Source organism: Roseicyclus sp. (genome assembly GCF_018402035.1).
GTDB lineage: Bacteria > Pseudomonadota > Alphaproteobacteria > Rhodobacterales > Rhodobacteraceae > Roseicyclus.
Window position 1 is genome coordinate 1 of sequence record NZ_JAGYJN010000001.1, and the last position, 12,840, is coordinate 12,840.

General features: G+C 57.8%; 15 protein-coding genes. 7 read left to right on the forward strand and 8 right to left on the reverse strand.

Going from position 1 to position 12,840, the window contains the following annotated elements; all coding sequences use genetic code 11:
• The 5 genes from KG698_RS00005 to flhA form a co-directional block, all read right to left on the reverse strand.
• Positions 1–398, reverse strand: a 398-nt coding sequence (locus tag KG698_RS00005; RefSeq protein ID WP_213683539.1) for a hypothetical protein, incomplete at its 3' end; no start/stop codon positions are given.
• A gap of 9 nt (positions 399–407) precedes the next feature.
• Positions 408–1,130, reverse strand: coding sequence for a sigma-70 family RNA polymerase sigma factor (locus tag KG698_RS00010; RefSeq protein ID WP_213683540.1), 723 nt, complete (start codon positions 1,128–1,130; stop codon positions 408–410).
• Positions 1,130–1,930 carry a P-loop NTPase gene (locus tag KG698_RS00015; RefSeq protein ID WP_213683541.1) on the reverse strand — a complete coding sequence of 267 codons (801 nt, stop codon included), beginning with the start codon at positions 1,928–1,930 and terminating at the stop codon, positions 1,130–1,132. The genes KG698_RS00010 and KG698_RS00015 overlap by 1 nt, the downstream gene beginning before the upstream one ends.
• A gap of 35 nt (positions 1,931–1,965) precedes the next feature.
• Positions 1,966–3,282: a hypothetical protein gene (locus KG698_RS00020; protein ID WP_213683542.1), complete on the reverse strand. Its 1,317-nt coding sequence runs from the start codon at positions 3,280–3,282 to the stop codon at positions 1,966–1,968.
• A 1-nt stretch (position 3,283) separates the two neighbouring features.
• On the reverse strand, positions 3,284–5,413 hold the full coding sequence (flhA, locus tag KG698_RS00025; RefSeq protein WP_213683543.1) for a flagellar biosynthesis protein FlhA: 2,130 nt from the start codon (positions 5,411–5,413) through the stop codon (positions 3,284–3,286).
• A gap of 278 nt (positions 5,414–5,691) precedes the next feature.
• Here flhA and KG698_RS00030 point away from each other — a divergent pair, with 278 nt between their 5' ends.
• From KG698_RS00030 to KG698_RS00050, 5 genes are read left to right on the forward strand one after another with little or no spacing between them, the layout of a single operon-like run.
• Positions 5,692–6,261, forward strand: a complete 570-nt coding sequence (locus KG698_RS00030) for an LPP20 family lipoprotein (RefSeq protein ID WP_367113998.1) — start codon at positions 5,692–5,694, stop codon at positions 6,259–6,261.
• Positions 6,262–6,272: 11 nt separating this feature from the next.
• Entirely contained in the window at positions 6,273–7,400 is a 1,128-nt protein-coding gene (locus KG698_RS00035; RefSeq protein WP_213683544.1) for a flagellar assembly protein T N-terminal domain-containing protein, read from the forward strand.
• An 11-nt stretch (positions 7,401–7,411) separates the two neighbouring features.
• Positions 7,412–8,116 (forward strand): flagellar basal body P-ring formation chaperone FlgA, encoded by a 705-nt coding sequence (gene flgA, locus KG698_RS00040; RefSeq protein WP_213683545.1) that lies wholly within the window; start codon positions 7,412–7,414, stop codon positions 8,114–8,116.
• A gap of 35 nt (positions 8,117–8,151) precedes the next feature.
• Positions 8,152–8,451: a flagellar biosynthesis anti-sigma factor FlgM gene (gene flgM / locus KG698_RS00045; RefSeq protein ID WP_213683546.1), complete on the forward strand. Its 300-nt coding sequence runs from the start codon at positions 8,152–8,154 to the stop codon at positions 8,449–8,451.
• 7 nt (positions 8,452–8,458) lie between these two features.
• A complete protein-coding gene (locus KG698_RS00050) occupies positions 8,459–8,764 on the forward strand; it encodes a hypothetical protein (protein ID WP_213683547.1) in 306 nt (101 codons plus the stop codon).
• Positions 8,765–8,958: 194 nt separating this feature from the next.
• On the opposite strand, the gene KG698_RS00055 is transcribed toward KG698_RS00050, so the two are convergent.
• The 3 genes from KG698_RS00055 to KG698_RS00065 form a co-directional block, all read right to left on the reverse strand.
• Positions 8,959–9,609, reverse strand: a complete 651-nt coding sequence (locus tag KG698_RS00055) for a sel1 repeat family protein (RefSeq protein WP_213683548.1) — start codon at positions 9,607–9,609, stop codon at positions 8,959–8,961.
• On the reverse strand, positions 9,606–9,995 hold the full coding sequence (locus KG698_RS00060; protein WP_213683549.1) for a hypothetical protein: 390 nt from the start codon (positions 9,993–9,995) through the stop codon (positions 9,606–9,608). Before KG698_RS00060 ends, KG698_RS00055 begins: the two co-directional genes overlap by 4 nt.
• Before the next feature lie 104 nt (positions 9,996–10,099).
• Entirely contained in the window at positions 10,100–10,603 is a 504-nt protein-coding gene (locus KG698_RS00065) for a DUF1566 domain-containing protein (protein WP_213683550.1), read from the reverse strand.
• Between the two features lie 196 nt (positions 10,604–10,799).
• On the opposite strand from KG698_RS00065, the gene KG698_RS00070 reads away from it, so the two are divergent.
• Complete coding sequence (locus tag KG698_RS00070; RefSeq protein WP_213683551.1) at positions 10,800–11,561, forward strand: MotA/TolQ/ExbB proton channel family protein; 762 nt, start codon at positions 10,800–10,802, stop codon at positions 11,559–11,561.
• A gap of 33 nt (positions 11,562–11,594) precedes the next feature.
• A complete protein-coding gene (locus KG698_RS00075; protein ID WP_213683552.1) occupies positions 11,595–12,830 on the forward strand; it encodes a flagellar motor protein MotB in 1,236 nt (411 codons plus the stop codon).
• Positions 12,831–12,840: the final 10 nt, after the last annotated feature.

A 12,840-nucleotide genomic window follows, 5' to 3' on the forward strand; every position in this document is an offset into this window, starting at 1 on the left:
AGATCAAGGATGCCTACCCGCGAAGGGTAGGGAACAAGAAAATCACCATGTCCATTGGTTTCGATCTCGTCTTCGAGGGCGACGACAATGGCGATGGGGCGGGCCGGCTCGGCGCGTAGATTGTTGAGAAACACCTCAAAGCTTGCGCGTGACACCGAGATTTCGGCGCGCATGATCGGTCGATTGAGGGGGATTTCCACATGCCCGATGGTTGCGCGTCCCATGATGTCGACCGGAATAAGCCTGATCTGACAATTGCTGCGCGCGATATTCGTCAATTCGCAGCTTAGCTCGATCTCGGCCCGTGCCTCGGCCCCGATCAGCCGCAATTCGGCACTTTGCAAAAACATCTGGAGGCAAGACAGCCGTTCACGCGATGCGCTAGGATCAAGCCCCATATTTTTTCCTCAGTCCTGTGTATCGCCTGTCAGCTCTGCCAAGCGGTGTCGCAAGGTGCTGATCGCGGCTTTCTTGATCTGCGAGATACGGCCGGTGGTCACTTCAAGGATTTCAGCGATTTCGTAGATGTTGCATTCTTCGACATAATAAAGCTGGATGACCAGCGCCTCGCGCTCGCTCAGGCTTTCGAGCGCCTTGCGCAAGGCGGCGCGCAGCTCGGTTTTGTTGATCTCGTCTTCGGGATTACCCGCGTCGCTGAAGAACCAGACCGAAAACTCGTCATGGACCTCTTCGATTGATTGCAGCGTGTTGGCCTGAAATGCTTGGCGCCAATGCTCATATTCTTCGACCGTCATTTCCAGCTCTTCGGCGATCTCGACCGATGTGGGGCGGCGCTGTAGGCGGCGTTCCAATGCAAGCGTGGCGCGATTGACCTTTTGGCGGTTGATGATCGTTGTGCGGCACAGGTTCGAGGCGCGCCGCAAATGGTCGGCGATAGACCCTCGGATCTTTATCCCGGCATAGGCGGCGAATGTCGCACCTTCTTGGCGTTCATATTTCTGCGCGGCATTCACTAGCCCAATATACCCCGCTTGGATCAGATCCTCGACCTCAACTGCGCCACGCACCCGCCCATGGAAATGATAGGCGATTTTGCGCACTTGCTCCATCTGACCGGCGATCAAATCATGCGGTGATGGCCGCTGCTCGGGATAATGGGCGCGTAACATCAGCTTTCTTTCTCCATGGTGTCCAAGAAGAAACGGATCCCGCTCGATTTGTTCACGGGCGCTTTTAGCAGTTTCTGCGCAATCGACCGAAATGCCTCTGCCTCGACGCCTTTGGCATCTGCGGGATTGGCCATAAGGGGGCGGCGGGCCACGACCGAGCGGCGCAGTGGTAAAGACATGGGCAAATGCCCCAAATAGGTCAACTCAACATCGAGAAACCGAAGCGCGATGGCCAAAAAATGATCGAAATGGCGCTGTGCCTCTTGGGCACTACTTGCCATGTTGACAACAACCGAGAAGCTACGCACCCCATGTTCAAGATGCGCCGCCTTCACGATGGTATAGGCATCCATGAAACTTGTGGGCTCGCCAACAACAACAAGCACGACACGATCAGCCGCAGCAACGAACGAAAGCGTCGCGTCACTTGCACCTGCGGGCGTATCGACAATCAGGTAATCTGTCTCATCGCTCAGGGATTCAAGATTACGGATCAGTTGCAGCCGTTCGTTTTTCTTGAGGTCCAGCAGATCAAGCGCCGCAGAGCCCCCTGACAAGATATTGACCCCATGCGCGCTGGTTGAAAGCGCGTCATTGGCTGACCCATCGGCCAGCAAGGTCTTGTCGATCCGTGGGCGCAGGTTTTGGCCCATCAAGATATGGGCATTGGCCGTGCCGAAATCCGCATCAAGCAGCGTCACCCGTGAACCGAGTTGCCGCAAGACAAGTGCAAGATTGACAGAAATGCTGGTTTTTCCGACCCCGCCTTTGCCGCTTGCGATTGCGATGGATTGCGCCATTTGGTTCCTTTCGCGCGAGCTGCGCCTTGGGCCTGTCAATTACCGTCTGCAAGCAGGCCGGTCAGGAACTCGGTCATCATCTCTTCGGTCGCTGGTGCCATTGTCTCGATCAGCGCGCATGTCCCCGAGAGCCATGCGATTTCCGTGCCACATTCAGCTATAGTAGAAGCCTCCGCTGGCGACAATTCGCATTCATCGAGCTTTGTCAAAGCGATCTTTGGGTCAAGGTCTTTGTATTGCGCAAGCTGGGCGCGCACGCGCGCAGGGCTGCTCCCAACGGGCAGCGCGATAATTACCGCAACCTCTGCATGCCCGATCTGCGCGCGCAACTCAGCCAGCTTTTGGCGCAATGTTTCGGGCTCAAGGTTCGTGTCGATGACACGCGTGCCATGCGATTTCAAAATTTGGCTGGGCGTGAATTGCTCGGGCTGCCAGTTTTCATGGCCGACAGACAGCATCCGGGCATAAATCGACAACGGCGCATTGGCGAATGATGGCGTTTCCGAAAGCGAGATAAGCGCCACGTCACGGCTTGTTTCGGTCTCGCGCATGAGGGCCGCGATCTTGCCAGCAAGAACGGTCTTTCCCGCGCCGCTTGGCCCCACAACCACCACGACCGGCGCGCGAAGGCTGGCAAGCGGGTCGGGTGCCACCAAGGTTTTGGTCATCGCGGTCACAAATTGTGACATCCGCTCAGGTGCGGTGCGGCTTGGCGCAAGGCGATCAATGATTGCCGCCGAAAAGCCAGCTTGCTCAAACGGATCGCGCGCGCCTTCGCCTTGGTGTTGCTGGGGTGTCACCCGCGCTTCAAGCCGGGCCAAACGCTCTGCGATGTCGTGCAACACCGGGTGCAGCGCCGCATTTGGTTCTGCGGCGGGGGTGGGGGGTGTCTGCGGTACCGGCGTGGCATCGATGCTGATCGCGTCAAGTTGCAGACGCTCGAAAAGGCTGGTGCCGATACTATTCCCGCCCGCGTCGTTGATCGGGTCGTCCGCCGATGTGGCTTGCGGCGACCGGACGCGCGTTTGCGGCATGGTCACGATGGTCGCGCTGTGGCTTGGTCCTAGATCAGAGGTGCTTTTCTGCGGTGTTTCGTCATCCACGCGCGCGGGTGGAAAAAGCGATGTCGCCCCGCCGGCTTGCATGAACTGCTCAGAGATTGCATCGGCAAAACTGACAGTTGTGGTGCGTTTGCGCTGTGGCAAGATCTGTGCGGGTTCGTTGGTCGCCAAAATCTCGACTTGGCCATCGCGTGTGTGCGTCGCAACGATATAGGCGTTGTCGCCCAGTTGCCGGATCACTTCATCCATTGCAAGGGCGCTATCGGGCGCCAACACAGTAACGGTGGGCATGTCAGTTCACCTTTTCTTTTTCAAGGTTTTGGCCTGACGGAAGGCCATTAAAGTCACCAATGGTCGCCACCACTTCAACGGTGCGGTTTTCGGGAAGTTCGGTAAACCCAAGGATCACCACCTGTGGGACATGCACGCGCACGAAATCGGCCAAGTGACGGCGGATCGGTGGGGCAACAACCAAGATGCTGGGGCGGTTTTCATTGACCAAGCGCTCACTAATCTCGTTGAGCGACTGCAAAAGCGTCTTGGCAAGGCCGCCGTCCAGCACCAGCCCGTCATCACCGCTTTGGCGCAAGGTGCGTAGCATAAGCTGCTCGAAATCAGGCGACAGGGTGATCACGGGCATCGTCTGACCAAGTGAGGTCAATTGTTGGATCAAGAGCGGCACCAGACTTGGGCGCAGGGCCTCGGACATCGCGACGGGGCTTTTGACATTCGCGACCATGCCGGAAAGACCTTCAAGGATCTTTCGCAAATCGGCGATTGGGATGCGCTCAACAAGCAAAAGGCGCAACACCTCGGTCAGCACATGCAAAGGCACCAGTTTCGGCACGATGGATTGCACCAGCTGCGGATTGCGCTTGGCCAGATTGTCGAGCATGGCCTGAACGTCATCTTGGCCGATCAGGTCGGCGGCGTGCTTTGTCAGCAATTGGCTCATATGGGTCGCAATGACCGAGATCGGCTCAATCACCACATAATCATTCGCCTCGGCCTGTGATTGCTGCGCGGGGCGGATCCAGATCGCTTCGACCCCGAAAGAGGGATCGCGCACCTTGATCCCGTCAAGATCGACGGTCGAGCCTTCGCCGGGCAAAGCAAGCTTGCGGTCAGGATAAACGATATCCTCGCCCACGATCGTATGGCCGATACGGATGCGATATTGGTTTGGCGGCAGCGCAAGATCGTCGCGAATACGCACGCTTGGCACGACAAAACCCAGCGCCTTGGACACTTCGCGCCGGATCGAGGTGATGCGCGACACAAGCGGTCCGGCCTTGTCCTCATCAACAAGCGAGATCAACCCATAGCCCAGTTGCAAGGACACCGGCGAATAATCGGTGACATCCTCAAGGGTGACGACATCGCCCGAAATTGGTGCGGCGGTATCTTCCTCGGCCTCGGTTTCATCCGCCTCATTCGTTTCCGATCTGATCGCGAAATAGGCCGCAGCCGCTGCACCAGCAGCAAACATGAGAAACAGCTCATTGGGCATGCCGGGCACCAGACCCAAAACGCCCAACACGGCGGCGGTTGGGATCCATGCGCGCGACAAATGCACCTGCCGCGAGATGTGCTGGGCCATATTGCTCTTGGATGATACCCGCGTCACGATGATGGCGGTGGCAATCGACAACAGCAAAGAGGGGATCTGTGCGACAAGCCCATCGCCGATGGACAAAAGAATATAGGCCTGCGCCGCATCGGCGACCGCCATATTGTGCTGCACGATCCCAATGATCAGCCCGCCCACGATATTGATCGCAAGGATCAAGATACCGGCAATCGCATCGCCTTTGACGAATTTCGAGGCACCATCCATCGAGCCGTAAAAATCGGCCTCCTCTGCGACCTCGCGCCGCCGGAGCGTGGCTTCCTCGGCGCTTAAGACCCCGGCGTTCAGATCGGCATCGATGGCCATCTGCTTGCCCGGCATAGCGTCAAGGGTAAAGCGGGCGGCAACCTCTGACACACGGCCAGCACCTTTGGTAATCACGACCAGGTTGATGATCGTCAGAATGATAAAGACGAAGATACCAACCGCGTAATTGCCCGCGACCACGAATTCCCCAAAGGCCTTGATGATCTGACCGGCAGCGTCAGGCCCGGTATGGCCTTCGCTCAGAACGATCCGGGTCGAGGCCACATTCAATGCCAACCGCAGAACCGTGGCAATCAGCAATAGGTTCGGAAAAGACGAGAAATCCAGCGGCCGATACGTGTGCATCGTCACCATCAAGATCAAAAGCGACAAAAGAATATTCAGCACAAAGAAACTGTCGAGCAAGAAAACCGGCAATGGCAAAACCATCATCGCGACCAGTACAAGAATACCGATCGGCAAAACCGAACCGCCTAATGCGTCGCGTGCACCCGTCAATAAACGGGCGGGCGATGTCAGATCCATGACGCTGTCTCCGCGTCAAAAGGCTGACTTTGGGCCGTTTGTCCAAGGCCGAAAGTCGCATTCTTAACTGCGTTTTCGGCGATCAGTGCGGTTTTCATGCGGGCCAAGCCTCTCGTATGGGCATGATTGCTGCACAAACAAAGCAAGACTCGTGCCAAACGGAATTCTCAGTGCTTTGGCGCGGGATGGCATGATCTGTGCAAACCCCGCTGGGCAATCTGCGGCTGGGTACAATGCTTGGTCCATGATCCTCATTTTCGCGACAGGAGGCCCTATTCGTGACTTTGTTTTCCCGGCCGCTGATGGCTCATCTGGTCATCGTCGTGTCCATACTGACGCTTGCGTCATGCGACACGATCCAACGGGTCACAGGCCAGCCGGTCTCTGGCCAACAAGTCCCCGGACCCGGCGCGATGTCGACCGTGCCTACGCCTCCGTCCAGCGCCGCGGCGACAACCCGTGAGCTTGCGACCGTTGAACAGGTGCTCGACAATCTAGATCAGGTGCGCATCGAGGTGCCGTCAATCCGCGGGATGGGCTATGCCGTGGTTTCGGCGCAGCCCGGCAATAACCTGAACCACCGCCGCCTGAACGCCATTCGCGTCGCGCGGATGGAGGCGATGCGCAATCTGACCGAACAGATCCACGGTGTGCGCATCGATGCTGTTACGACAATCGGCGAGGCCGTTTTGCAAAGCGACACGATGCGCAGCAGCGTGACCGGCATGTTGCGCGGTGCGCGCACGGTGCATATCCAGCCAAGGGGCTCGGACACCTATGAGGTCTTGCTCGAGGTTGATCGCGATATGATCGACCAGATGCTCAAGGCCGCGCGGCGCGGAGCGTGAGGGGCAGGGTGATGCGTGTCTTGGCTCTGATCGGATCTGTGGCCTTTGCGTTCTGCCTTGGGGCAGGGGCCTCGACGGCCTTAGCCCAGAATATGACGGTCGAGGTCACGGGACAGGCCGCCGAAAGCGGGCTAGGGCGGGCGACAACCCGGTTGCGCGCCCTTGAAGCTGCCTTGGTCGAGGCCGCAATCATGGGCGGCGCTGATGTCACCGGCTACTCGGCCGCCTCCAATGGCATCTTGGTATCCGACCGGCTGATTTTACGTCCTGCATCACGCATCCTTGATTATACGATCCTGTCGGAAACAGAGGTGGGTGGCTTTTACCGCGTGCAGCTGCGCGCGGTGGTCGGCGATCCGCCGGTGGCCATCGTCGATAGTTGCGCGCGCAGGTCTGAGCTTGACATCATCACCTATCCGCTTCGGCTTCGGATCGACCCGATGACCCCAGCTTGGGTCGAGACTTTGGGCCCAGAACTGCGCGATAGCATCGATGCCGCAATCAGGTCGCGGCCAAGCGTCAGCCTGACCCGGTCCAATGATACGGGCACCATGCCGGGGCGCAGCGCGCAGGTTGGCCTTGATATGGATTATGCCGCGCTCACCAGCGGGGCCACCGCCAGCCAGCGCGCACCGGCCGGTTCCTTGGCCTATCATGCCGATATCGCGCTGCGGATGCAGGGGCAAAATGCGCTGACGCTGGTGCTTGGCTCACGGCTGATTGACACCGGCACAAATACCGAGCGTGCGCGCAGCACCTATGAGCAAACCGTCCGCCTCAGCGCGGGCTTGCCACTGCGCGCGCTGAACGTTTTGGCGTCGCGTGATCGCAGCGCGATTGTCCAAAAACTCCTCGATGGGATCGATGCGCATATCGCGGGCATGATCGATACTTATGCCTGCCGCCCGCTGGAAGGTGTTTTGGCGCTGTCCGGTGATCGGCTGACACTTCCTTTCGGTGCCAAGGACGGCCTGACGCGGCATCATCTTGCCTTCTCCGAAGGGCAGGCCACACCCTACATCTTGTTCGAGATCGAAAGCCTTGCCGATCATTCGGCGGTACTGCGCCCGATTGACCGAAACCGCACGGCACGCGCATTGGCTGGAACGCGGGTTAGCTTTATGCAGGTGGCGAAATGACCCGTGCGCTGATGACATTCATATTTGTCATGCTGCTTGGCGGCCCGGTGCAGGCCGATCAGCCCGCGCCCCTGACGGGGGCCGAGATTGCCGCCCGCGTGCGCGCGACCTTGATCGAAAACGGCCAAGAGGGCGTGCCGATTTTGGCCGAACAGCGCCGCTATTACCCCTGCGAAGTCGATCTTACCATTGGGCCACGACGCGAAGGCAGATGGGACGCCGTCGATGTCGCCTGTCCGGGCCAGGTTCCATGGTCAATTGTTGTGCGCACCTCGGCAGAAGTGCCCGCAGGTTTCAGCTTTGGTGGGCGCGAAACCAGTAGCGAAACGACAAGCGTGGTGGTATTCACGCGGACCGTGCGCCGCGACGAGGTGATCACGGCTGATAAACTTGAGGTGATCGAGATGGTGCGCACGCCAGCATCGGGAACCTTCGCTGAGATCGCGCCCTTGGTCGGGCGCAGGATGGTGCAAACGCTTGGTGCAGGTGTCCCTGTGCGCGAGCGGCATCTTGAAATGGAATGGGCTGTGCGCGAAGGTGAGCCTGTTGTGATTGAGTCGGTATCAGGCGAGATGGTCATTTCCATGGCCGGTATCGCGCTTGAAGACGGGCAAATCGGTGATTTCATCGAGGTGCAAAACCTCCGGTCCCGCAAAACTTTGAATGGGATCGTGGGCGACGGAAAAAAAATTGTCGTTTCCCCTAACATGAACTGAACCTGCGTCGTTAGTAGACATGTCAGGAGGCTGTCATGATTGATTTCATCAATAACTCGGTTAGACCGAAAGTCCCAGTCGGGGGGTCGCAAGGCGGCACTTCGGCATCACAGGCAAAGCCACCACAAGCGGCGCTGCCGACCCAAGTGAGCACGGATGCTGAGGTAAATGTCCTCGGCGCTAAATCCATGGTCGCAGACCTTGCCAAATCGCCGCCAATCGATCTTGAGGCGGTGGGCAAGATCAAGGAAGCCATTTCGCGCGGGGCCTACCCTGTCGATCTCGACAAGGTGGCTGAGAAACTCATGGAAAGTTTCATCGCTTCGCGGGGATGAGCAGACCATGAATGCAGATTTGAACCATGGCCAGACCACGGCCCAAGAGATCCTCAAGACGCTACAAAGCAGCTTGTCGGAAATCTTGGAAAACCTTGGGGATCCGGGTGCATTAGCCCCGGTCATGAGCAAGCTGACAGAGCTTGTTGATGAGGTCTTGCCACGCCTTTCGGGGCTGGAAATGGGGCCAGAAGAAAAGGCCCAGATGGTTCAGATGCAAATGCAGATTGCCGAGATGGAACGCCACCTACAAATGCGTGGAAGCATTTTATCGGGCTTTTCGCTCCATTTGAAGGACATGGTCCAAGGCTAAAGGCGGTTTGCGCAAAGCCAATTGGCGCGCGTGTCGGACAAATTTATGCTGTTCTTCTAGCTGCTTTCGGGCGGCTCGTTTTCGTTTTGTGGCGTCATGTTTTCTTATGCTGTTGCGCCGCGACGGGGCGCGTAACAGCATCACTGCCTTACATGTGGTTTGCCGCCTGCATGGTTCAAATTATCGGCCCCGATTTACTGGCTTTGCGCCGCCTCAGGCATGCTATGTCCCGCCGGTGCCAACGCGAAGGGTAGCCCTGCAAAGGTATCGGCCGCTTCGATCTGAACATCGATCAGATCTTCGGGTTCGATCTCGCCGGCCATGCTGTCGCGGCCCTCGCCACAGCGGTTTTCCCCTAATGCGTAGCAGATGGAAAACCAAATATAGGCCAAACGCGTATCAGGCTCAGCCATCAGTTCCGCATAGACCCGCGCCAGTTTGCGAGGGGCATCGCGCTCACCATCGGCGGCTTGCGCGGAAAGGCGGTCAAGCAGGCGCGCAATAACCGCCTCACGCGCGCCAAGCGGTAGGCTGTCCATCAGCTCTGCCACCATATCTTGCGCATAGGCACCGTCAGATAGCAGCGCCAGCGCACTCCAATAAAGCGCCTCGACATGGTTTTGTGGCCGACCACGGCCCTGGCGCAATAACACCGCAAGGTTGAACTGCGCGTCTGGGATATCAGCCTCGGCAAGGGGTTCAAAGAGCGCAATGGCAAGGCCAAAGTCGCGGTCGCGCACGGCCTGTGTCGCGGCGTCAAATTGCGCGTCTTCGTCAATACCCTGTGCTATTGCGGCACCGGCTGTCAGGCAAAACACGACAAAGGCGGCAGCAAGCCTGCTCATTTCCCCGCCATCATGACGAGTTGCAGGTAAAGCACCCGTATCCGGAACTTGGATTTCGGCTGGCTTTCGAACACGATGATCTTGGGCCGATCCTTAGAGCCCTTGTCGAGCTCGATCGCCATATTGTCGGGCAAAAACACCCCTGCTTGCTCAAGGGTCTTTTTCGGGTCTGTTGCAAAGGCGTCCCCGAAAGATTGGTCAATCCACATCCGCGCCAGCGCGCGCCCGAGGATATCGGGAAGGTATTTGCGCACCTCTTCGCGGTCATGCAGATGGACATCGTCGCGCACAAGCCGCAGCGGATCGGTGATCGTGGTATTTTTGCGCGCGATGGCCACTTCGCCACGCGAAACGGGCACCAATGCGGTCGATGTACTTCCCGCCATCTCGGCTTACCTTGCTCTGTGCGGTTTCACACCGCGGTTTGGCTGCTCTAATGCATCAACGGTTGTCACCCGCGATTGTTTATGCCCGCGCGTTGTATTCGGTCTCATAGTTGCCCCGCCGATGAGCTATCGCGCACCAAACGCACCATCATCCGTTGTGACGGAAAGAACCGACCATAGCGATCCCCCGTCATGAAACTGACAGTCCAAATGTTCTTAGGCGACCAAAAATTCTTTTCTCCGGTCCAGTATGGCTCTGACATGGTGTTTGGAAATAGCTGAACGTCAATTTTTGGCGGCGCGCATTCGGCACAGACCAGGCTTTCAAGCTCTTCAAGCTTAGGTAGGCGCCAGCCATCCCCAAGTTGCGCGATGGCCTGTTCAATGACTTCTGCAATTTCGTCGTGGTTAAGGCGAACGGCTTCACCCCAACATGTCTTTTGTTCTTCGTCCCAACGTTGCCCAACGCTGCAACGCATCCACTCGATCCGTAGCGAGAGATCCTTTACAAGATGCTCGCGCTCATAATATTGTGCGATGGCAAACGGTGATGCAATCAACGTAATGACCGTCGCCGCCCATACCCGGCCGATGATACGTCTAAACATAGAATCGTCCCTCAGTAGCTATCATAATTGTTCCAGAACCGCATAGGTGGGTCAATCGGGCCTTTCGACCTCGCTGATCGCAGATGGAAACACGAGCGCGCTAAAAAATCTTAGACCATGCAGGATTATCGCCCCAGATGGTACGGTTCTTGAAAAGGAAACGGTAGTCCCAAGTCGTTTCAAAAGGGTACACTGAATGGAACTCGGTTCATTGATCGGCCTCATTGGGGCAATTGGCATGATTGTCGGCGCCATGATTTCAGGCGGTGGCATCGGCCCATTTATTGATATTCCCTCCATTTTGATCGTTTTTGGCGGGACATTTTTTGCCGCGATGTACACCGCACCGCTTGGCACCTATTTGGGCAGCTTTGGCGCAATGGCCAAGGCCTTCTTGCCGCCGATCAAGAAAATGGACCAGCTCATCACCCGCATGGTCGAGCTTGCCGCCGTCGCGCGCAAGGATGGCATGATGGCGCTAGAAGGGCAGCAGGTTCCCGACAAATTCTTTGAAAAAGGCCTGCAAATGTTGGTGGACGGGGCCGATGAAAACAAGCTCGTCAGCCAGTTGAACCAAGAGATCAAATCGATGAAGGTCCGGCACGAAGCCAACCAGGGCTGCGTGAAGGCATGGATCGATATTGCGCCCGCGATGGGTATGATCGGCACGTTGATCGGCCTCGTGCTCATGCTGGGCAATATGGCTGACCCCAAAGCGATTGGTCCGGCGATGGCGGTGGCCTTGTTGACGACTCTTTATGGCGCGTTCATCGCCAACGTGCTGTTCATGCCGATGCTGACCAAGCTTGAGAATTTCACCGCCTATGAGGTCCGGTATCGCGAAATGGTGATCACGGGGCTTCGTGGCATCGCCCGCAGTGAAAGCCCGCGCAACATCCAAGATCAGATGGCGGCAAACCTACCGCCAAAGATGCAGGCAAAGCTAGACGCAGCCTAAGATCAGGGTTTGCGCCGCACGGGGATTTGAAACATGGCCGAAGCAATCGTTGCGGTTGAAGAGCCGGAGGAAGAGGAATGCCCAAAGTGTCCACCCGTGGGCGCGCCGGCATGGATGTCGACATTTGCTGACATGGCAACGCTATTGATGGCGTTCTTCGTGCTCATCTTGTCGTTTGCTGAATTCAACACCCCGAAATTCAAGCAGATCTCCGGCTCGTTGAACAATGCCTTTGGCGTGCAGCGCGTTATTCCTGTGGTCGAACAGCCCAAGGGAACGACCGTCATCTCGATGGAGTTCAGCCCATCGCCAAGCCCGTCTGTCACCAATGAGATGACCCAGCAAACCACCGAGCTTGAACGCCCCGAGCTTGAGGTCAAAACCGAAGAAGAAGTCGCACCAGAGGGTGGCGATGACGGGCAGGACGGCACGTCCGAAGGCTCGGGTGGCCAGCAAGAGACCACCCCCGAAGAGCAATCCGGCGCGCAATCTGATACGCTTGATGCCACGGAACTGGCCCGCGCCCTTGATCAGGCAATCCAATCCGGCGAAGTCTCGGTCGAGATGGCAGGCGAGAATGTCGTGATTAACTTCCCCTCCGAAGACACAGCCCAGAAAGATCTGCCCAGCTTGATCGAGGAAACATTGCAAGCGCTGGCCGAGGCGCGCCAAGCCAGTGGCAAGGCCGACAGCGAGGTTCTGTTCGGAGGGCTTGAACAACAGCTCGCCGAACTTGCAGCTGCCGCGCAACAACCTGACACCAGCCTTGGCCAAGCCGAGCTTGAGCGGCTTGAACAGCAACAGGCCGAAGCGCAGGCCAGTGCAGAAAGGGCCTCGATTGCCAAGGACATGCTCACCGTCGCCCTGCGTCAAGAGCTTGGCGAAGGGTTGGTCGAGGTCGAACAGGTCGAGGGCAAGGTTGTGGTCACGGTTGGTGCAGGCGGGGCTTTCCCCTCCGGTTCCGCTGATCTGACGGCGGCAGCGCGCGATATCATGAGCCGCATCGCCTTTGCCGCGATGGACGATGAAAGCACCATCGTCGTGGCTGGCCATACCGACGATGTGCCGATCAGCGGCGTTTTCCGCGATAATTGGGATCTTGCCGCCGCGCGTTCGGCCAGCGTGGTGCAATCGATAGAAGCCACGGGGTTGGTGCAACCCGGGCGGATGCAAGCCGTCAGCTTTGGCGAAACCCAGCCCGTAGACACCAATGACACCGCCGAGGGCCGTGAACGCAATCGCCGGATCGAGATTTCGATCGAATACTGACATGCGCTTG

Bases quoted from the DNA above. Each gene is read 5' to 3' on its own strand.
- KG698_RS00010 (WP_213683540.1), bottom strand. From the start codon at position 1,130: ATGTTACGCGCCCATTATCCCGAGCAGCGGCCATCACCGCATGATTTG.
- KG698_RS00015 (WP_213683541.1), bottom strand. From the start codon at position 1,930: ATGGCGCAATCCATCGCAATCGCAAGCGGCAAAGGCGGGGTCGGAAAA.
- KG698_RS00020 (WP_213683542.1), bottom strand. From the start codon at position 3,282: ATGCCCACCGTTACTGTGTTGGCGCCCGATAGCGCCCTTGCAATGGAT.
- flhA (WP_213683543.1), bottom strand. From the start codon at position 5,413: ATGGATCTGACATCGCCCGCCCGTTTATTGACGGGTGCACGCGACGCA.
- KG698_RS00035 (WP_213683544.1), top strand. From the start codon at position 6,273: ATGCGTGTCTTGGCTCTGATCGGATCTGTGGCCTTTGCGTTCTGCCTT.
- flgA (WP_213683545.1), top strand. From the start codon at position 7,412: ATGACATTCATATTTGTCATGCTGCTTGGCGGCCCGGTGCAGGCCGAT.
- flgM (WP_213683546.1), top strand. From the start codon at position 8,152: ATGATTGATTTCATCAATAACTCGGTTAGACCGAAAGTCCCAGTCGGG.
- KG698_RS00050 (WP_213683547.1), top strand. From the start codon at position 8,459: ATGAATGCAGATTTGAACCATGGCCAGACCACGGCCCAAGAGATCCTC.
- KG698_RS00055 (WP_213683548.1), bottom strand. From the start codon at position 9,609: ATGAGCAGGCTTGCTGCCGCCTTTGTCGTGTTTTGCCTGACAGCCGGT.
- KG698_RS00060 (WP_213683549.1), bottom strand. From the start codon at position 9,995: ATGGCGGGAAGTACATCGACCGCATTGGTGCCCGTTTCGCGTGGCGAA.
- KG698_RS00065 (WP_213683550.1), bottom strand. From the start codon at position 10,603: ATGTTTAGACGTATCATCGGCCGGGTATGGGCGGCGACGGTCATTACG.
- KG698_RS00070 (WP_213683551.1), top strand. From the start codon at position 10,800: ATGGAACTCGGTTCATTGATCGGCCTCATTGGGGCAATTGGCATGATT.
- KG698_RS00075 (WP_213683552.1), top strand. From the start codon at position 11,595: ATGGCCGAAGCAATCGTTGCGGTTGAAGAGCCGGAGGAAGAGGAATGC.